This is a genomic window from Paraburkholderia terrae (assembly GCF_002902925.1).
GTDB lineage: Bacteria > Pseudomonadota > Gammaproteobacteria > Burkholderiales > Burkholderiaceae > Paraburkholderia > Paraburkholderia terrae.
The window spans coordinates 2,640,725-2,660,188 of sequence record NZ_CP026112.1 but is presented as its reverse complement, the minus strand read 5'-3'; the positions used below and the strand labels follow the sequence as shown (position 1 = coordinate 2,660,188).

Here is a 19,464-nt window from a genome sequence, read left to right as displayed (position 1 = left end):
GCGCCCCACGCATCGCAAGCTGAATATCCGAACCGAATCCAGATGGAGGAATGCTTATGTCGGCAATGATGCATTCGAGGCAGGCTCAGGCCGCACAGCGTTTTGTCGAAGCGACACGCAATGTCGATCTGGCTTTTCGCGCCGTGCGCGCCGACCCGGAAGATGCCGCGTCGACGGCCGGGCATGCCGCCGCCGTCGCGCAACTGGACCGCGCGCTCGACGAACTGGCACGAGCCCAGGCGCTGTTCGACTCGGTGGTTCGCATCGACGCGCGACGGCGCAATTGAGTCCGTCAGTCCTGGTTTCGCCCGTACGAATGGATTGCTGATCTCTCCACACTACGAATCGCACTTCGAATCGCACGAGCAATGTCTACTCCAATCGCAAAACTCGACGGCCAGGCGCGGGAGCGCTTGATCGCGTGGATCCAGAATCGAATGAACGAGTTCGGCATCACGTTCGACGCGCTTGAACGTTCGTTCGCCGAAGACGAAAAAAATGCCCGCGCCATCCGCTATCAGGATGCGTCAGGCCATGCCTGGGACGGACGGGGCGATTTGCCCGAATGGCTGCGCCGCGCAGTCGCATCGGGCCAGAACATCGATTTCTTCCGCTGCGAAGGCTAGACGAAAAGATCCATCAGCCCGGATCGCCATCGTCGCGGCTCTCGGGCGGCACGACGTCCAGCCGATAACCGACACCATAAATCGAACGGATCATGTCGTGATCCGGCCGCACATTCTGCAGCTTGCGGCGCAAGTTCTTCACATGCGAGTCGACCGTCCGGTCGGCGACGACCCGATGATCGTCATACAGTTGCCGCAGCAGATGATCGCGCGAATAGATTCGGCCGGGCGTCGAGTGCAACAGCGCGAGCAGCCTGATTTCAATCGGCGTGAGATTGAGGTCTTTTCCATCAAGCGATGCGACATGCCTGTCGAGGTCGATCGCCAGTCCGCTCGAAACAGGTTCCGCGCCGGCGCGCGCCACGCCCGATAGCGACTCGATGCGGCGCAGGATCGCCTTCACGCGCGCCACGACTTCACGCGGACTGAACGGCTTGCACACGTAATCGTCGGCGCCGAGTTCGAGGCCGAGCAAGCGGTCGATCTCGTCGACACGCGCGGTCAGGATGATCACGGGCACATCCGAAAATGTCCGCAACTCGCGGCAGATCTCAAGTCCGCCGCGTCCCGGCAACATCAGATCGAGCAGAATCAGCGAAGGCGGATGCGCGCGTACCGAGGCGATCACCTCGCGGCCATCTTCGATCACCTGGGTGTCGAAGTTTTCGGCGCGCAGATAGTCGGTGAGCAGCGCCGACAGCTTAGGCTCGTCTTCGACGATCAGCACGGAAGCAGGCGAACGGGCAAGTGAAGAGTCAGTCATCTTTGGTTTCTAACGTAGCGAACCGGACCGCGATCCACAGTCCTCCCAGCGGCGAACGCAATGCGTCGATGGTGCCGCCATGCTGGCCGACGATATGTTTGCACAGCGCAAGTCCGAGGCCCGCGCCGCCGCTTTGACGGCTGCGCGACGCATCGACGCGAAACAGCCGGTCGAACAGATGCGGCAGCAAAGGCTCGGGCACGGCGGGGTGCGTATCCTGCACATCGATCCGTATCTCGTGCTCGTGCTTCGCGACGGCCACGCGGACCTTGCCGCCGGAATCGGTATAGCGCAACGCGTTTTCGAGCAGGTTCTTCATCAGCTGCGTCAGCCGATACGGGTCGCCGAGCATGACGACGCTCGCGGCGTCGATATCCGTTTCCAGCGCGATCTTCTTGTCGGCGAGTCTGTCCTTGAACGAGTCGGCGGCGGTTTCGACGATAGGCGCTACATCGAGCCGTACTTTCTCGAAAGACAGTTCGCCGATGTCCGCGAGCGACAGTTCGTATAGATCGTCGATCAACTGGCTCAGCAGTGCGACTTCGGCCTGCAGCGACGCGAGCGTCGCGCGGTCGGGCTTGCGCACGCCATCTTCGATCGCTTCGAGTTCGCCGCGCAGCACGGCAAGCGGCGTACGCAACTCATGCGAAATATCCGCGATGAGATTGCGGCGCGAACGTTCGGCGTTGCCGAGCGAGATCGCGAGCCGGTTGAAGTCGGCGGCGAGATTGTGGAGTTCATCGCTGCCCGTATCGGGGACGCGAATCGAGTAGTCGCCGCTCGCGAGCCGATGCGTGGCCAGCACGAGGCGCCGCACGGGCGCGAGCAGCAAACGCGAAAGCACGATGGCGACACCAGCGGCCAGCAACGCGGCAAACCCGGCGATGATCCACGTCGCGCGAACCTGCTGCGCCTGAAATTGCCGGTCGGCGGAATGAAACATCACTTCGGGCCCGGCGACGATCAGCCAGCCGATCACCTTGCCGTCGACGGTCAGCGGCAGGCGCGGCGCATCGGGCGGCGGCGGCGGTCCTTTTTGCAGCACGCTGTGCATGTCCGTGTCGTAGACACGGAACGGCGGATGGCGGTTGCCCAGCGGTCCCGGGCTTCGCGTGTCGCGCATGTCGAGAGGCGCGCCCGCGTCGCCAGGCGGCGGTCCCGGTTCCCCGCCGTTGCCGCCCGGCGCGCCGTCAGGCGGCGGGCCCTCGTGCGGCGCGTTCATGTCGGGCGGGCCGGACGGACCGGGAGGCGGCACGCCTGTGTCGATCGCCTCGGGAATCGCGGCCGCTGCCGTCACCGGGTCCTTGATGAAATCCCAGCTCCGATGCTTCGCCCACGCGGCTTCGAGTTCCTGCTGCAGGCGCAAGGAATGTGTTTGCGACTGGCGCTGCAGATAGCCGAGAAAGCCCTGTTCGAAGCTCCAGCGCACGGCAAGGCCCATCGTGACGGCCACGAGTATGCACGCCGCCGAAATCGCGACGAAGAGCTTCGACGTAATGCCGATTCTCATGGCGAGACCCCGCGGCCGCCACTTCTCATGCTTGCCACCCTGTGTTTGCCTGTCGGCATGCCTTAGCTAGCGCCTTTAGCGCCGCACGCATGCCCGTTTCTATGAATATGCCGCTACGGCGCTATTTTGACGCGACGCGCGCGGCGACGGACGACCGTTGGGCAATCTCCACACAATCTCCTTAATTTTCACCGTCTTGCCTGCACAGTTGCTCTCTATCATGGTCCTCCATTCAAATGGGAGAAGGACGGAAACTTCATGACCATCCATCTGCTCGTCGTCGAGCCTGATCAGGCCAGCCGCGACATGCTTCGGGCACATGTGCAGCAGCACAAGATCGAGATGTCCGTCCTGTACAACACCGACTCGCTGGAACGGCGCCTGGAGGTCGAAGTGCCGTCGCTGATCGTGATGCGTCACGGCTTGCCTGAAGTCGACGGTCTGGCTGCATTGCGGCGTATCCGTTCGCTCGGCTACGACCTGCCTGTGATTATCGTCAGCCGGTCCGACGACGTCGTCGACAAGGTGCTCTCGTTCGAACTCGGTGCGAACGACTATGTCGTCGATCCACACGATCCGCGCGAAATGATCGCACGGGTGCGCAACGCATTGCGTTCGGGACCGCCGTCGCATGTGCCGATGCATATCGAGCGCGCGCCTATCGCATTCGACGATTTCGAAGTCGACGTTGCCGACCGCGTGCTTACTCGCGGTGGTGTGGAAGTGCCGTTGCGCAGCACGGAATTCGCGCTGCTGGTGGTGCTTGCGTCGAATCCGATGAAGGTGCTGTCTCGCGTGCGTATTCTCAACATGCTGCGCCGGCATTGCAGCGTGACGGAACGCGGACTCGATGTCGTCGTATTCAGGCTGCGCGCCGCGTTGAAACTGTCGCCGACGGGCCGGCAATACATCAAGACCTTGCGCGGCGAAGGCTATATGTTCGCGCCCGACGACGCGCTGCCGCGCCATGGCGCAGCGGAGGATCGGGACGATGCGCAGGCGCCGATGCTCGATGTTGCAGCGCCCATCGTGGCCGAAGAGCGCATGCGGTTCGACAGTGCGGTGCGAAGAATACAGTAGCGCATGTATTGCGCGGCGTTGGAAACGCCAGGTCGAAAGCAAAAGAGCCCGCTTCAACGCGGGCTCTTTTCTGCGCTACAGATCAACGGAGTCAAATTTTTTCTGATTCCATCACTCAGTAAGCATAGATTTCCTTTGCGCGCGCCGCTTTCAGATATTTCTCATAGCGCGGCGTGCAGTTGCGCGTTCGAATCATCGTCGGCTCACGATGTCACCCAGACACCGGGATAATTCGGATACCAAACTATGGATGAAGGTTTAGAAGGCGATGGTCTGCGTCTCAATGGACTGACTGGAAAACAGTCCTACTTTCTTGAAGTACCGGGCAGTGCAAGCGCAAGCGGGCTATCCGTAGTCTCATTCGCCGCGACCGAAAGACTCGGCGAGCCCTACTGCGTCACGATCCGGCTCACGCACCCAATTCGACTCACGCGTACCGAATATCTCGGCAAGGATGCAACGTTTTCGATCGTTCCCGAAGACATTGATGGTCGACGCTTTGCGGGCTGGATTACCAGCTTTACCGAACTCAAGACAACACGCGATTTCACCAGCTATGAATTTGTGCTCGAAGCGCATTTTTCGAAGCTGGCGCGCGCGCGTGCCAGCCGTATTTATCAGCACGTCACAGCCCCGGAAATCATCGAACAGGTACTGAAACGACATGGCTTGCGGGGCCATCAATACCGTTTCAAGCTGCGCCGCCAGTACCCGCGGCACGCGTTTCGCATGCAGTACCAGATGGACGATCTCGCCTGGGTGCAACTGCTAATGAAGCAGGAAGGCATCTACAGCTATATCGCGGCAGGCGAGCATGGCGACGTGCTGAACGTCTGTGACGACATCGACCATTATGTCTATCAGCCGTCGCTCGATGTGCCCTATCGCGAGCAAGCCGGTCTGGAATCGGGTGTCGAGGCTGTCAGTTCGCTCGTTACGAGAACGCAGACCGTACCGCAATCGTTCACGGTTGCCGACTATAACGCCGACAGCGCGTGGGAGAGGTTCAGGGACGATGCCGACGTAGCAGCCGATGATAAAACCACCTACGGCCAGCCTTATGTGTGGGGTACGCATCACCCGGACGCGCAGGCCGCGAAGTGGGAAGCCCAACTCAGGCATGAGGCGGCTATCGCGTTGCAGGTCGTGTACGAAGGCGAGAGCAATGTTCTGGCATTGATGCCCGCGCGCATCCTGCACATTGATGAAACGCTGCCCGATTCGCCAAACGGACAGGTGATTGTCGAAGTGATCCATCGCGGTGCGCGCGACGACGCCTACTCCAACACGTACAAGGCGATTCCTTCCGACCGGCGTTTCCGGCTGGCGCTAGATGAGAATACGTGGCCTAGGATTGCGGGCACACTCAGCGCCCGCGTGACCACACCCGACAAGTACAAATATGCGTATCTGACCGCAGCAGGCTATTACGTCGTCCGCTTCGATCTCGATTTCGATGAATGGAATCCGGGCGGCGAGAGCGTGCCGCTGCGTCTTGCAAAGCCGTTCGCGGGCGCATTGCAGACGGGCTTTCACTTCCCGTTGCTCGACGGTACAGAGGTCGCTATTGCATTCCACGACGGCAATCCGAACCGGCCATACATTGCACACGCGATGCACAACAGCCAGGCCGTCGATCACATCACGAGCGATAACCGCTGGCTCTCGCGCAATGTCATTCGCACGCAGAGCAATAACAAGCTGCGTATGGAGGACTGGGAAGGTCAGGAAGGCATCAAGCTCTCGACCGAGCATTCCGGCAAGACACAGTTGAATCTCGGCTTTCTGGTCGATTCGAAGAAGCAGAAGCGCGGCGAAGGCGTCGAACTGCGCACATCGGGATTTAACGCGCTGCGCGGTGGCAGTGGCGTCTATCTGAGCGCCTACGACCGGCCCGGCGCGAGCGGCCATCAACTCGACATGCAGGAGACTATCTCGGAGCTTGAGCGGGCTCTCGCGCTTGCACGTTCACTCGCAGACTCGGCCAGCGCGTCGAAGGCCGACCCCGCCGACCTGAGCGTACAGAAAGCAGTCAATGACGGGCTCGACCAGCTCAAGCAGCCGGGCATTCTGGCGGGCGCACCCGGCCCGGTGGGCATCGTGTCCGGCAAGTCGATACAGTTCGCGGCGAGCGACAGCATACAGGCGACGTCGGGCAATAGCGCTGACTGGAGCGTCCTGAAACGCTTGCGCATGGCAGCCGGTGAAGCGGTATCCGTGTTCGCGCAGACGATGGGAATAAAGCTGTTCGCCGCGAAAGGTCCGATCCAGATTCAGGCGCAAAGCGACGGTATTGACCTTGCAGCGTTGCACGACGCGGTGATTCGCAGCGTAGACGGCTCGGTAATCATCGAGGCGAAAAAAGAAATCCTGTTCAAGTGCGGTAACTCGTATTTCCGCATGACCCCGCACAACATTACCAATGCCACCAGCGGCGATTACATCGAAAAAGCCATCACCTGGCAGAAGGCCGACCCCGACGGCACCATGCAGAAAACAGCGTTGCCGTTTGCGAACGATATCGCAGACCTCGCGCGTCATGGCTCGAAGTTCTCCGGCTAAACGTGCTCAACGATTTCAAGACATGAATGCACAACAGAACAATCAACCGGCAGCAGCGCCGACAGCATCCTCGCGCCAGACGTGGCGCTATCCGTTTCCCGGAAAGGATCACAAGGAAATAACCGATCCGGACATCTTCTATCACGCGCTCGCGGGTATGGAGGATGGCTTCTTTCCGCTCGGCGTGAACGGGTTTCCGCACGGCGGTGTGCATTTCGGCAAAGGCTCATCCAGTCGAGTTGACCAGTCCGGCGGCGTGCGGGTCATCGCAAATGGCGAGGTGATCGCGTTCAGACTCGATGATGCGTATCCGCAACTTCACTTCACCCAGGACCGTCGCTGGGCGATGTACTCAACCGGGTTCGTGCTGGTGCGCCACCATATGACGATGCCGCCTGCGCCGGGTAATACCGCCAACGGACAACCTGCCGACGAGACGCTAACGTTCTACAGTCTCTATATGCACATGGCCGACTGGTCTACCTACCTTGCTGATGGGAGCATGGTACGACCTGGCTGGTGGCCGGGCGTGGACGCGTACCGCATCGGGAACAAGGATAAACAGGAGAACGGCGGCGCGGCGGCAGGCGCATTCGTCTGGTCGGAGCCGAAACCTGGAACAAAGAAAAACCAGTTCGTCGCGGGTCAGCATGTTGCCTTCTTGCCTGAAGGCAGCGAGGTAATCATCGGCGAGAAGCGCGGCGCGTGGGGGCATATCCGTTCGATTTCTGCGGGCCACATGGTCAGCGCGAAAAGCGGAGGCAGTTTTGGTTGGGAGGACAAAAATGTGCCGTGGGTGCAACCCGACGGCGACGAGACGGGAACGGCGCCGGTAACGCCCGAGGGAGATTGGGGTTGGCTGTATCTGCACGACCAGCAGCCTGTAAAAGAGCCGCAGGGAGTGGGAGGTGTGGTTGTTCCGCCGCAGCCGATTCCCGTCAAGGCCGGAACGCTGATGGGACAGATCGGCGAATATCACGATTACGAGCGCTCGACGCCACTACCACCCGTCCCCGCGCGTCAGTTGTTGCATCTTGAAGTGTTTGCCGGTGACGAAGTGAAAGAGTTTATCGGGAAGTGTCGCGCACGGGCCGCCCAACTGCCTGCAAGCGATCGCACTATTCTGGTCGTTCATTCGGGCGCAAGGCTGGTCGTACAACCGTCGGACTCGGACCACAAGTTGGGCACACGTCATCCGCTATACGATGCGAAGGAGACCGCTCGCAGCCCAAAGGCCGGACCGTGGGTGCAGGTGCAGCCGAGATACTTGACCATCGGCACTATCGCCGCTCTGGATGGCGGCCCCGTCTGGATCCGACGTGATGATCTGAACCGTGGTCCGAACGGTCTGTCGGCGTGGAAACGATTCCCGTTGCAGGTTCAAGCCCTTGCTGATCCGGCGAACGCACAGACGTTTGCGTTCCCGCGCGCGCAGCTCGATGGTATTGGAGACGGTAACGTTGCCGTTGATGACGAGAACATACATTGGTGGCGGGTAGGCTTTGTTGCCGCAGACGGCACCGATCAGCGCGGCTGGGTCTGCGAAAAGGGGCATCCGGGCACGACGTGGGAGAGTCCGTGGGCCTGGCCTGGTTTCGAGATCGTCGACGCGACGGGCATCGCCCTGACTGATGCGTTTCGCCGCAATCTTTCTGTGACGGGTTCAGCCGACTGGAGGGAACAGACGGAATTCGAGCCATCCACAGCGGCGGTAAACGGCAGTGCATTGCTTCAGCGGCTTGAGCAGACCGTGAACCGTATTCCTTTGCAATACGGTGAAAAGAAGAGCAGCAAGGACGGCCAGGAAGTGGTCACTGCGCGAAAACTACAGCGTGCGATGAACAAGTCGTGGCTTGCCAGCGAACTAGCACATGTGATCCTGCGCTATGAGAGCGAATGGGGTGGTGGGATGAGCCGGTGGGAAGCGCTGACGCCTCTGATGCGGAATGCCCGCGAGAACTGGCAATGCGAACTGACACGCATCAAGAAGCTGCAATGGTGGGATGACGTTAAGGGCAAAATCGCGGACTTCCCGTCGAGTCCGGTCGTGAACCATATCCATCCGGTTGCGATGGTGGGAAATTTTTGTTCCCAAGGTTCGAAGATTTCGATAGCGATGCTTAGAAAGATTTGGTCTAGCGTATTTGTTTCTGATGAGACGCTGAGTGATTTGGCAAGTCAAATCAATGAAAATATGGCTGAATACAAGCTTGATACAGAGGGGCGCCTTACTCATTTTTTCTCGCAAGTAAGAACTGAGGTTGGCCCACTCTTTCATCTTGTCGAAAGTTTAGATTATAACTCCACCGGTTTAAACAGTACATTTAGTTATTTTCGCGCTCACCCTGCAGAGGCTGAATTGTACTGTCGTAATTCGCTGCATCTCGCAGATCAGGAGCAAATAGCCAATCGTGCCTATAACGGTATTAATGGCGTAAGGGCGTTAGGAAATGGATCAATTGAAAGCGGCGATGGCTGGAAATTTCGTGGCCGCGGCTTGAAACAATTGACCGGTAGATATAACTACACTCAATTTAACTCTACATATCCATCAATATGGCCGGGCGAGAATGTGGACTTTGTGCGCAATCCAGATTTGGTTGGTCAGATGCTGTATGGTGTCCGATCTGCAGTTTTTTTCTGGCTTCACGGCAAGCTGTATGAGATTGCTGACCGGACGACCACTGCCAATGCAGATGACCAGGTTGACAAAATTACTGCTGTCGTCAATAGACAGACTAGCAGTTATGGGGAGCGACGCCAACATTATCGCGAAATAATGAGCCAACGAGTATTTGAGGGGGTTGGAGAGTGAAATTTGCATTTGCTTTCATTGCTTTTATGGTTGCAGCGAAAGCTGCGTTTGGTTGTTCGCCCTCGCTCTTTGAGGAAGGAACTCTCGTAGCGTTTGAGCAGGAAGTTACAGTGCTGCTAAAGGAGCACAGAAACGCGTCAGTTATTGATTTTAACTTTTTGCCTTCTCAGTGTAAGTCTTGGCCACAAAAACCGGGGTACGCAATACTTGCAAAGCCTTATCTATATGAGAATGGCAGGAATGGCGAGCGTTATTTCGGCATGGTCGTCGCCGTTGCAAATGAGACAACAGGAAAAGTGCTGAGTAAAATCAATGAAGAAAATTTAATGGCGGCGGATGCAGTCGAGCCTAGTGAGGTCAGTATTGATGTCGCGAATTATGCTATTAAGTCGGGTCATCTTGCGTTTGGCGTTAGAACAACAAGGCGAAATTACTCCGACACCGCTCCTGTTCGCAAGGAGGTAATGAATTTGTATGTACTCGACCAGGGTCCCCTCAGGAAAGTGATTAATTTATTGCCAATGAACTCTTATAGTGGTGAAGGAAATGGTGATTGCGCATTTTCCGGTACTGAAAATTCCGCCACACTTATTATCTTGAGTGGGAAAACGAATGGATATTATGACTTTCGAGAACGATTTAGAACCGTTCATATTGAATATGTGAAAGGCGGGTCGGAATGCAAAAAAAAGGAAGGGAGGGCAAAGATTAAAGACTATGTTTTGAAATACAACGGGACCACATATGAGATCCCTCAAGTTTTGCAAGTGGACGCAAATTAATTTAACTGGCTCATGACACGCATCAGAAATGGTAGGAATCGCCCGCGCGTGGCTTGGAGCAGCGATATTCGACCGGAAGTTCGGGCAGTGGCACATCGTTGCGTTCGCGGATTTCTAGCATTAAAAACAGGGAGCTTTATTGAGACGTTATGACATATGCAACGGTGACACGACAACAGCAGGAGGTCGCGTAGTTGCGCCTGAGCGCGGAGATACCATTCGCGGTCGTGTCGTAGCCTATGAGGGCGATGCCGTGTTGTGTCCAAAGTGCGACTCAACGGGTCTGATTGTTTGCACCGATCGTCGGGCCGATACCGGTCCGAATGGTAAGCAGGTAGCGTTAAGTGACGACTGGTGTGTGTGCAAGTGTGATCCGTCGCCCAGACTGATCGCATCGCAACACCATAGTGGGTGTTGACCGGCACGCAAGTTGTCTCTTACCGCTATGCCTGTTTTCAATGTGCCGCGGAAGGTTCTAGAAGGTCCGTTTGCAGCATAGCCATATGCCCGCGCATACGCGGTGCGACATGCGTTTGCCCTCGCGCTCGGCGCGGATCGCGCGCGCGATCGCATTCTGATAGTCGTTCGTCAGTTCCGTGCTCGAGCGGTAGGCTGCGGCGTGACACCGGATGGCATGGGCTTCCGGCATGTCGCGAGAAATCGAGCACGGGACCGGGCCATAAAAGAGACCGCAATGAAGCGAAGCGGGCTCTTATTTCGTCGGTGCATTTAGAAAGACGTACCGATCTGAAACTGGAACACCTGGTACTTGTCGTCCGCGTGCCTGACGATCGGAAACCCTACCGAGAGCTTCAGCGGCCCAATCGGCGAAATCCATTCGAGGCCCGCGCCATAGCTGTATCTCAAGCCATTCGCGCCTGTACTGCTGCCTTCGTTGCCCCACACGTTCCCGGCGTCGACGAAGGTAAAGACGCGCAACGTGCGATCCCAGCCGCTGCCCGGAAGCGGGAACGTCATTTCGACGTTCGCGACCACCATCTTCGAACCGCCGATCGAATCGCCCGTCGACGAATCGCGCGGCCCGAGCGAACTCGACTCATAACCGCGCACCGAGCCGATACCGCCCGCGTAGTAGTTCTTGAAGATCGGATACGCCTTGCCCGCGAAGCCATTGCCATAGCCCGCCTGCAGATTCATGCCCAGAATGAAGCCACGCGCGAACGAGTAGTAATACTGGCTCTGAACGTCGGTCTTGTAGTACTCGGTTTCGCCTGCGGGCGTGCCGACTTCGCCGTTGACCTGCAGCATATAACCACGGCTTGGCACGAGCGCGCTATCGCGCGCATCGCGCGACCAGGCCGCCGTCAGCGGCACGTTGTTGACCACGCGGCCGAACTCGCTGACATAGTCGAGATAGGCTTGCGGCGTCGATGAATCGGTGTTGAAGCGATCCTGCTCGATGCCAAGGCCAAAGTAGACCGTATCGACTTCCGAAAACGGGATGCCGAACTTCAGGTCCGCACCGAGCGAGACGATACGAAAGCTCTCGTCGTTGCTGTAGTAGAGCGGATAGCTGGTGCGATAGTAGACATCCGAAATGCGCTTGATGCCATCGACGGTGAAATACGGGTCCGTCTGCGTGACCGACAGCGTGCGATACGTCTTCGCCGTATTCACGTTGACGCCGAGGCTCGTGCCCGAGCCGAACACGTTGTCCTGCGTAACGCCCGCCGACAGCACGACCTTGTCCGACGAAGAAAAGCCCGCGCCGAGCGTAATCGCACCCGTTGGTTTTTCGGTGACCTTGACGTCGACATCGACCTGATCGTTCGAACCCGCAACGGGCACTGTCGTCACGTCGACGTCGGTGAAATAGCCGAGCCGGTTCACCCGTTCCTTAGAAAGCGAAAGCCGGTTCGAATCGAACCACGCGCTTTCGAGCTGGCGCATTTCTCGCCGTATCACTTCATCGCGCGTGCGCGTGTTGCCTTCCACATTCACCTGGCGCACATAGACGCGTCGTCCCGGATCGATTTGCAGCGTGAGATCGACAGTGTGTTTGTCCTGATCGATCTGCGGCACTGCATTGACGGCAGCGAACGCGTAGCCGTATTCGCCGAGCCGGTCCACGATCGCTTTCGTGGTCGCCTTGAGCTTATCTTCAGAGAACGTTTCACCGGGCTTGATGCCGATGAGCGGCTTCAGTTCCGCTTCGCGATCGAGCAGATTACCCGCGAGCCGGATGCCTGTGATCGTATAGGGCTCGCCTTCGTGCAGGTTGAGCGTCAGATACATCTCCTTCTTGTCGGGCGTCAGCGACACCTGAGTCGAGTCGATCCTGAATTCCAGATAGCCGCGGTTCAGGTAGTACGAGCGCAGCCGATCCAGATCGGCGCCGAGCTTCTCTTTCGAGTAGAGATCGTTCTTCGTGTACCAGGAAAACCAGTTCGGCGTCGACAGTTCCATTTCGTCGCGCAGCGTGCTTTCCGAAAACACGTGATTGCCGATGAAATTGATCTGCCTGATCTTCGCATTCGGACCTTCGATGACCGAGAACAGAACCGACACGCGTCCGCTGTCGACGGGCGTCGTCGTGGTTTCTACCTGCGCGGCGTAGTAGCCGCGTGTCAGGTATTGGCGCTTCAGTTCCTGTTCGGCCTTGTCGATGAGCGCCTTGTCGAAAGGGCGGCCGCGCGACAGGCCAACGGCGCGCAGCGCCTTCGTCAGGTTGTCCTTCTCGAACTCGTGAATGCCGGAGAAATCGATCTCCGCAATGGCAGGGCGCTCGACGACGTGAACCACCACGACATTGCCGTCGAGCGACACGTTGACGTCGCTGAAGAGGCCCGTGTCGTAGATCGCGCGCACGGCCTGCGATGCCTTGTCGTCCGTGAAAGTATCGCCGCGTTTGATGGGAAGGTTGGCGAGCAGCGTTCCCGCTTCAATGCGCTTCAAGCCGTCAAGCCGGATGTCCGTGACGACCACGGAGTCGCCGGCATGCGCGGTCGATGGCGTCAGTGACGTGGCGCACACCGTGATCGCACTGGCGAGACAGATAGTTGATGCTCTTTGTTTCATCGAGGATCTTGTTGAGAGCGGGACGCGACTCACTATGGAAAGCCGCGAGTATAGGAATGGGCTTCTTGCGCAGGGTTACGCCAAACTTTCTGTTTATTTGTTGCGTGGGGTAAGGAATAGCGCAGCGATGAATAGCGGCGCGCGCTGCACGGGCGACGTCGTGCAAAGGCGGAAAGATGCAGCAAAGAATCGGTAGGATCGTGGTAACGCGTCGAGAGCGAAGGTGGCGGTATCGTGCCGACTCCACCCACCTCTGGTTCTTCGCCATGCTCGAACATATCGATCCCGTCGTACTGGTTGCTGTGTTACGCGCCAGTTCCACGCCGCTTTTCTCCGCCTGGCTGGCCCGGGCCTCTTCATATGAACCGTGGGTCGAAGACACGCGCATACATCGCGAGCGCGAAGCGGGCGCGCAAACAGGCGCGAGCGAGGTGCGCCATGTCTGAGCGCGAGACACACGTTGTCGATTCGATTGCCGATCTGCAGATGACGGAAGACGGTCTCCACCTGTTGCTTCACGGCACTCAGGCGACCACGGCGATCCACCGTTCCGTGCTCGACCAGTTACTGGTCGCACTGCCGAATGCGATCGAACATTCGGACCGGATCATCAACCAGAACGAGCACATGGCTTTTGCGTTTCAGAGCTACGGCTGGGAGATCGGGCGCCTGAACGGCACGCAGACAGCCGTCCTTCGCTTCAGGCTTGCAGGCAACATGGGCATTTCGTTTTCGTTGCCGTGCGAGCAGATCGCTCCGTTGATCGAGGCGCTGAGCGGCGTCGCTGCGTCGGCTGGGGCCGCCATCGCTCAGGTCAACAGCGACGCCGTGACGTTGCAGTAAGACGCTCGGGACGCATCTTCATTCGGGCCGGCGTCCGCCCGTCAATCAGACGCCACGATTCCGCTTTGATATTCCGCCGAGAAGTCCAGGGCCTCGCGATCAGGCCCATTGCCGCATTGGTGCTGTGCCTGCTCGCGCCAATGCAGGTGTACGCGCAACTCGCGGGCGACGCGGCCAATGCCGAACGTCTCTCCGATGCGTGGAGCTTGCGCATCGCGCCGCAACTCACAGAAGCATCCAGTCCGCCCGATGCAAAACCCGCAACGATCGCATTGGGCGATTCCGTCACAGGCACCGTCGATAGCGACATTTCACTGAAGGGCGCCGCCGAACTGCGCCGCTATGGTTTCGTCGTGAAAGGCGATGCGCTGCATTACGACCCCGATCACGACACGGCCGATGCATATGGCAGCGTCCGCATTGTTTCGAAGGGCGACGTATTCGATGGACCGTTCAGCCAGTTGCGCGTGAACGCCAGCGAAGGCTTTATTGCGCAGCCCAGATACCACTTCTATCTGAACGGCGGATGGGGCAGCGGCAAACGCGCCGATCTGCTCGACAACGAGCGTTCGAAGATCGAGGACGGCACGTACAGCACCTGTGCATGCGAGACGAATCCCGCGTGGTATATCCGCGCGTCTCAATTCACGATGGACCGTGGCGCCGACGAAGGCGTCGCGCACAATGGCGTACTGTTCTTTCAGAACATTCCATTGCTCGCGAGTCCGTGGCTATCGTTCCCGCTCGACGGCGCGCGACGCAGCGGCCTGCTGTCGCCGACATGGTCGATGAGTTCGAAGAACGGCGTGGACATTACGGTCCCTTATTACTTCAACATCGCGCCGAACTATGACCTGACCATTGCGCCGCGTTACATGTCGAAGCGCGGCGAAATGCTGAGCGCGGACTATCGGTATCTGACGAGTGCATCGTCCGGTTCGCTAGCGATTGCCTATTTGCCGAACGACATCACGACGCACGAGCGCCGTTATTCGATTGACCTGAATCATGTCTGGAATATCGGCTCCGGCTTCGGCGCTTACGTCAACTACAACCGTGTGTCGGATGCAAATGTGTCGACCGATCTCGGCTCGGGCAGCGCGTTTCCGACCACTTCGACGACGCTGTATCAGCAGGAAGCCGGTCTGACGTACAACAGCGGACCGTGGTCGGTGCTCGCGCGCGAGCAGCACTGGCAGTCGTTTTCCAGCGATACGACCTACAACCGCGAGCCGCAGCTCAACGTGCATTACAACCGTTACGACGTCGGTGGCTTCGACTATGGTTTCGAGGCTGACGCGACGCGCTTCACGCTGTCATCGGACGATGCAACGCAGGGCACGCGTTTCGTGTTCAATCCTTTCGTCAGCTATCCGATCGTGCGGCCCGGCTGGTTCTTCACGCCGAAGATAAAATGGCATTTCGCTTCGTACGATCTGACATCGATTGCGTCCGATGCACCCGCAGGGCAGCCGCGCAATGTGAACGTGAACATCCCGACCTTGAGTCTGGACTCGGGCATGACGTTCGAGCGCGCGGTGCGCATCTGGGGAGGCTCGTATATCCAGACGCTGGAGCCGCGGCTCTTTTACGTCTATACGCCTTATCGGAATCAGACTTACGTGCCGCTCTTCGACACGACGGAAGCGGACTTCGGACTGGGCGAACTCTTCAGCGACAACGCGTTTGCCGGTAACGACCGCGTGTCCGACGAAAGCCGCCTGACGGCTGCGCTGACGTCGCGTCTCATCGACGCCGCAACGGGCGACGAACGCGCGCGCTTCGTGATCGCGCAGCGTTACGATTTCAGGCAACCACGCGTGACGCTATACGACACGGAAGACACGGCGAATGTCGCGCGGACGAGCTTGATCGCTGGCAGTTCGATCAAGATTGGCGCGGGCATCAATGTAGAGAACGCGTTGCAGTACAGCCAGGCGAACAACTATCTGACGCAAGGGTCGGTTGGCCTGGCGTGGTCGCCGGCGACGGCACATGTGCTCAATATCGCTTACCGGTACACGCGCGCCAACACGACGCTGGACTTTCAGCCCGTGAACCAGTTCATCGTGTCGGGGCAATGGCCGCTCGCAAAGAACCTGGCGAGCGTCGCGCGCGTCAATTACGACATGAGCACGCACCGCCTGATCGCGGGCCTGCTGGGGCTGCAATACGACGCGCAATGCTGGTCGCTTGCGCTCGCGCTGGAAAAGTACACGAACGCGACGAGCAGCACGTCGTCGCCGAGCACGGGCACGCGCGTGCTGATGCAGCTTCAGTTGAAGGGCCTGTCCCGAACCGATCGCGGTCTGCTCGATCAGTTCAAGGCGGACGTGCCCGGCTATTCGTCCGCGCCTGCCGACGAAGCGCCTGTCTCGCGCTTTAGCGAATATCAATGACGCGTGCGCAGCGGCGGAAATATTATGTAAGACACGCGCGAGGAACCGGTGCGAAATCCGATACGAATTTGATGCAGTATGTGACGCTTCGTGAAGACGCTACTCCAACATGCAAGTCGTCGTTTGCCTGACCTCGTTCAATCGCACGGATTGCGCGCGCATTTCGATGGAGATCATCAAGCTGAACTGGCCGCGCAAGTGGGCCGTCGTGCATGCGTGCGCGGATGCGAGCTATACGCGCTACATCGAGGACATTCTGGTCATGCGCGAGCCGAAGCCGCTGACGCGCGGCGCGCATGATCTGCTCGTCGCGTCGATGGAGACGGCCGTCACGAAGTTGAAAGCGGATTATGTTATCCACCTCGAAGCCGATACATGGATCTTCGATCAGAACGTGATCGTGCGTTATCTGGAGAGGCTCGAAAAATCGCCGCACGCGCTTGTCGCGGCGTCGTCGTGGAGCACCGATCGCGTGCCGGAATGGAGCCGTTCGGATGACATGCGAAGAAGGCTGCGCGCGCGCCTCGCACTGTGGTTGAGACGGTGCGGATCGCGTTACGGGATACGCGACCGCAAATCCCTGTCGACCCAGTTCTTCATCGCAAAGTGTACGCCCGCGATGCTCGATGTCATCCGTTCATTGCATCCCGGTGATAAAGACATCCTCGAAAAGCGGCTTTACGAAGGCATGATTCAACGCTTCGGGCGACGCGCCGTGCTCGGCATGGATGAGCGCGAACCCGTGCATCCAGATTTCAGGGATGTTTGCGAGCCGTTGAGTCTCGTCTGTCATCACTGGCCGAGTGCAGCCGACGCGCCCCGTCACGACGCATTCGACCGCTTGCGCGGCAAAAAGGAATGGCTGCAAGCCGCCAACCTGCGCACGCACGGGCCACACATGAAGCGTCTTCTGTCGGAAACGGACCTGAGCTACTATAACGGCGACGCAAAACGGACGGGCTGATCATGGACGGCGTTGTCACACGTCGATCAGGCTTTCAGATTCTTTATCGCGTAAGGCATGTGTGGGGCCGGCGCGATTCGATTGCGCGCCGCTAGGGCTGTAGCGACATGCGGTGCTTCCCGCGTAATAGTTGGAAAGATTGCGCAAATCCTGCGTGACAGGCCCAAACCTATAATGCGTTGCGGTCAAATACGGCGGCACGCGACGCCAGATCCACGTCATTCACCGAGAGCAACAACCATGCAGCACGCCAACGATTCGGCTTTGAACGTAGCGGTGACGACGTCGCCGGCGTTGGGCGACTCGCTGCTGCTGATGACCGTCGCGCGCAATCTGCAATTGAGCGGCAAGACAGTCACCGTGTTTAGCAAGCATATGCGGGCGTTGCGCGACTGGTTCCCCGGCATCGATATCCAGCCCGCCTTGCGCGAAGACGATGCCGACGCGATGCTGCGCCCGTTCGATACCGTCATCCAGCTTCACGCCAACCGCCCGGTGCCGCGCCTCGAGCAGCGCCATCCGGACGCACTCGTGCTGGAGCATCTGTGCCGCGCACCTTCTACGGAACCGATGGCGAGACGCCTCGCGCAATTTTGCCGCGAGTCGCTGCGCCTGCATCATGCGGAGCCGGGCAATGGCCTCGCGGTTCCGGCAGGGCTGATTCATCGCAAGCATCGTTTGCGCGTGGCCATCCATCCGACGGCCAGCACGCCGGATAAGCGCTGGCTCGCGCCGCGCTTCGTGCGTCTTGCGCTGGAGCTGAAAGCAAAGGGCTTCGAGCCGCATTTCATCGTGACCGACGAAGAGCGCGCCGATTGGGAACACGTGCAACAGCACGGCATCGGCTTGCCGCGCCTCGGTACGCTCGATAACGTCGCCGCGTGGCTCGTGGAAAGCGGCTGGTTCATCGGCAACGATTCGGGCATTGGTCATCTTGCGTCGTGCCTTCGTGTGCCGACGCTGTCGCTCTTCATGCGCAAGGGCATCGCGCGCACATGGCGTCCGGGCTGGGGCGCGGGCAAGGTGCTGGTCGGCGGCGCGTGGCTGCCGACGGGCCGGCTCAAGGAGCGCTGCTGGAAGTACGCGCTGTCGGTGAACCAGGTGCTGCGCGCGTTCCAGCAATTGCAACGCGAGGCGGCCTGACGTGGACGCGAGATTGCCGGAGAGCGTGCGCCTCGCTTCGATCAGGCGAGTCGCGTTCGTGATGTCGAATGCAATCGGCGATTCGCTGGTTTCGATGGTGATCGTGCAGAACCTGCGCGCAAGCGGTATCGAGGTCTGCGTGTTCGGCACGCCGATTTACGCGCTGCGACACTGGTTTCCTCATGTCGAGATTCATCCGCTGCCACGCGAGGCGGATTGCGCAACACGCCTCGAAGCATTCGACGCCGTCTTGCAGATGCATCGGCATCAGCCGTTTGCGCATCTTGCGGGCGCGCATCCTCATGTGATCGATCTGCACGATATCGAGTATGCCGATGCGCACGGCTGCATGGCGGAGCGCTTCGCGCACTTTTGCCGTACGCGCTTCGGTATCGTTACCGGCACGACAGAGAACGGCATCACGGCGCCCGCGACGTTGAAGCATCGGCGGTATCGGCATCGCGTCGTGATTCACCCCGAAGCCAGCACCGACGACAAGCGCTGGTCGCGCGCGCGTTTCATCGCGCTGGCGAGGCGCCTGCAGGCGCTCGGTTACGAGGTGTGCTTCGTGATTGCGCCCAACGAGCGGGCACGCTGGAGCGAACTCGACAGGCTCGGCATCGCCGCGCCTGCATTCGACGATCTGCATGCGCTCGCGTGCTGGCTTTATGAGTCTGGCTGGTTCATCGGCAACGATTCGGGCATCGGCCATCTGGCGTCGAATCTGTCCGTCCCGACCATCAGCCTGTTCCGCCGCAGAGCCGTGGCCGAGCGCTGGCGGCCGGCGTGGGGCACCGTGCGCGTCGTATTGCCGTGGCAATGGCTGCCGACGGCGCGGCTGAAGGAAAAGTTCTGGCGCGAGGCGCTGACGTGTCGACGCGTTGTTGCTGTGTTCAGGCAATTGGCGGAGCAGGGCTAAAGAACGCGCGATGTGTCCT

16 protein-coding genes are annotated in these 19,464 nt (G+C 59.2%); 13 read left to right on the top strand and 3 right to left on the bottom strand.

Annotated elements, in window-relative coordinates; translation table 11 throughout:
* The first annotated feature begins 56 nt into the window (after window positions 1-56).
* Window positions 57-287 (top strand): hypothetical protein, encoded by a 231-nt coding sequence (locus C2L65_RS28265; RefSeq protein ID WP_042310003.1) that lies wholly within the window; start codon window positions 57-59, stop codon window positions 285-287.
* A gap of 150 nt (window positions 288-437) precedes the next feature.
* The gene (locus tag C2L65_RS28260; RefSeq protein ID WP_420852481.1) at window positions 438-626 is read left to right on the top strand and encodes an H-NS family nucleoid-associated regulatory protein; all 189 of its coding nucleotides are present in this window, start codon (window positions 438-440) and stop codon (window positions 624-626) included.
* A gap of 13 nt (window positions 627-639) precedes the next feature.
* Here C2L65_RS28260 and C2L65_RS28255 read toward each other — a convergent pair whose 3' ends face one another.
* Both C2L65_RS28255 and C2L65_RS28250 read right to left on the bottom strand, forming a co-directional pair.
* Complete coding sequence (locus C2L65_RS28255) at window positions 640-1,389, bottom strand: response regulator (RefSeq protein ID WP_042309998.1); 750 nt, start codon at window positions 1,387-1,389, stop codon at window positions 640-642.
* Window positions 1,382-2,899: an ATP-binding protein gene (locus C2L65_RS28250; RefSeq protein ID WP_042309996.1), complete on the bottom strand. Its 1,518-nt coding sequence runs from the start codon at window positions 2,897-2,899 to the stop codon at window positions 1,382-1,384. Before C2L65_RS28250 ends, C2L65_RS28255 begins: the two co-directional genes overlap by 8 nt.
* 258 nt (window positions 2,900-3,157) lie before the next feature.
* On the opposite strand from C2L65_RS28250, the gene C2L65_RS28245 reads away from it, so the two are divergent.
* From C2L65_RS28245 to C2L65_RS28225, 5 genes are all read left to right on the top strand, one after another.
* A complete protein-coding gene (locus tag C2L65_RS28245) occupies window positions 3,158-3,979 on the top strand; it encodes a response regulator (RefSeq protein ID WP_042309994.1) in 822 nt (273 codons plus the stop codon).
* Window positions 3,980-4,225: 246 nt separating this feature from the next.
* A complete protein-coding gene (locus C2L65_RS28240; protein ID WP_042309992.1) occupies window positions 4,226-6,541 on the top strand; it encodes a type VI secretion system Vgr family protein in 2,316 nt (771 codons plus the stop codon).
* Between the two features lie 22 nt (window positions 6,542-6,563).
* On the top strand, window positions 6,564-9,356 hold the full coding sequence (locus tag C2L65_RS28235; RefSeq protein ID WP_174485068.1) for a glycoside hydrolase family 19 protein: 2,793 nt from the start codon (window positions 6,564-6,566) through the stop codon (window positions 9,354-9,356).
* Window positions 9,353-10,138 carry a PA3715 family protein gene (locus C2L65_RS28230; protein ID WP_103254586.1) on the top strand — a complete coding sequence of 262 codons (786 nt, stop codon included), beginning with the start codon at window positions 9,353-9,355 and terminating at the stop codon, window positions 10,136-10,138. The genes C2L65_RS28235 and C2L65_RS28230 overlap by 4 nt, the downstream gene beginning before the upstream one ends.
* 139 nt (window positions 10,139-10,277) lie before the next feature.
* Complete coding sequence (locus tag C2L65_RS28225) at window positions 10,278-10,556, top strand: PAAR domain-containing protein (protein ID WP_081921124.1); 279 nt, start codon at window positions 10,278-10,280, stop codon at window positions 10,554-10,556.
* Between the two features lie 311 nt (window positions 10,557-10,867).
* On the opposite strand, the gene bamA is transcribed toward C2L65_RS28225, so the two are convergent.
* Window positions 10,868-13,177 carry an outer membrane protein assembly factor BamA gene (gene bamA, locus C2L65_RS28220; protein ID WP_042309990.1) on the bottom strand — a complete coding sequence of 770 codons (2,310 nt, stop codon included), beginning with the start codon at window positions 13,175-13,177 and terminating at the stop codon, window positions 10,868-10,870.
* Window positions 13,178-13,443: 266 nt separating this feature from the next.
* Here bamA and C2L65_RS28215 point away from each other — a divergent pair, with 266 nt between their 5' ends.
* From C2L65_RS28215 to C2L65_RS28185, 6 genes are all read left to right on the top strand, one after another.
* Window positions 13,444-13,623, top strand: a complete 180-nt coding sequence (locus tag C2L65_RS28215) for a hypothetical protein (RefSeq protein WP_042309988.1) — start codon at window positions 13,444-13,446, stop codon at window positions 13,621-13,623.
* A complete protein-coding gene (locus C2L65_RS28210) occupies window positions 13,616-14,020 on the top strand; it encodes a hypothetical protein (protein ID WP_042309986.1) in 405 nt (134 codons plus the stop codon). Before C2L65_RS28215 ends, C2L65_RS28210 begins: the two co-directional genes overlap by 8 nt.
* Window positions 14,021-14,136: 116 nt before the next feature.
* Complete coding sequence (locus C2L65_RS28205) at window positions 14,137-16,419, top strand: LPS-assembly protein LptD (protein WP_042309983.1); 2,283 nt, start codon at window positions 14,137-14,139, stop codon at window positions 16,417-16,419.
* A gap of 109 nt (window positions 16,420-16,528) precedes the next feature.
* Window positions 16,529-17,383 carry a hypothetical protein gene (locus tag C2L65_RS28200; RefSeq protein ID WP_042309981.1) on the top strand — a complete coding sequence of 285 codons (855 nt, stop codon included), beginning with the start codon at window positions 16,529-16,531 and terminating at the stop codon, window positions 17,381-17,383.
* A 240-nt stretch (window positions 17,384-17,623) separates the two neighbouring features.
* Window positions 17,624-18,526, top strand: a complete 903-nt coding sequence (locus C2L65_RS28190; RefSeq protein ID WP_042309977.1) for a glycosyltransferase family 9 protein — start codon at window positions 17,624-17,626, stop codon at window positions 18,524-18,526.
* A 1-nt stretch (window position 18,527) separates the two neighbouring features.
* Window positions 18,528-19,445 carry a glycosyltransferase family 9 protein gene (locus C2L65_RS28185; RefSeq protein ID WP_042309975.1) on the top strand — a complete coding sequence of 306 codons (918 nt, stop codon included), beginning with the start codon at window positions 18,528-18,530 and terminating at the stop codon, window positions 19,443-19,445.
* Window positions 19,446-19,464: the final 19 nt, after the last annotated feature.

Bases quoted from the DNA above. Each gene is read 5' to 3' on its own strand.
- C2L65_RS28265 (WP_042310003.1), top strand. From the start codon at position 57: ATGTCGGCAATGATGCATTCGAGGCAGGCTCAGGCCGCACAGCGTTTT.
- C2L65_RS28260 (WP_420852481.1), top strand. From the start codon at position 438: ATGAACGAGTTCGGCATCACGTTCGACGCGCTTGAACGTTCGTTCGCC.
- C2L65_RS28255 (WP_042309998.1), bottom strand. From the start codon at position 1,389: ATGACTGACTCTTCACTTGCCCGTTCGCCTGCTTCCGTGCTGATCGTC.
- C2L65_RS28250 (WP_042309996.1), bottom strand. From the start codon at position 2,899: ATGAGAATCGGCATTACGTCGAAGCTCTTCGTCGCGATTTCGGCGGCG.
- C2L65_RS28245 (WP_042309994.1), top strand. From the start codon at position 3,158: ATGACCATCCATCTGCTCGTCGTCGAGCCTGATCAGGCCAGCCGCGAC.
- C2L65_RS28240 (WP_042309992.1), top strand. From the start codon at position 4,226: ATGGATGAAGGTTTAGAAGGCGATGGTCTGCGTCTCAATGGACTGACT.
- C2L65_RS28235 (WP_174485068.1), top strand. From the start codon at position 6,564: ATGAATGCACAACAGAACAATCAACCGGCAGCAGCGCCGACAGCATCC.
- bamA (WP_042309990.1), bottom strand. From the start codon at position 13,177: ATGAAACAAAGAGCATCAACTATCTGTCTCGCCAGTGCGATCACGGTG.
- C2L65_RS28215 (WP_042309988.1), top strand. From the start codon at position 13,444: ATGCTCGAACATATCGATCCCGTCGTACTGGTTGCTGTGTTACGCGCC.
- C2L65_RS28210 (WP_042309986.1), top strand. From the start codon at position 13,616: ATGTCTGAGCGCGAGACACACGTTGTCGATTCGATTGCCGATCTGCAG.
- C2L65_RS28200 (WP_042309981.1), top strand. From the start codon at position 16,529: ATGCAAGTCGTCGTTTGCCTGACCTCGTTCAATCGCACGGATTGCGCG.
- C2L65_RS28190 (WP_042309977.1), top strand. From the start codon at position 17,624: ATGCAGCACGCCAACGATTCGGCTTTGAACGTAGCGGTGACGACGTCG.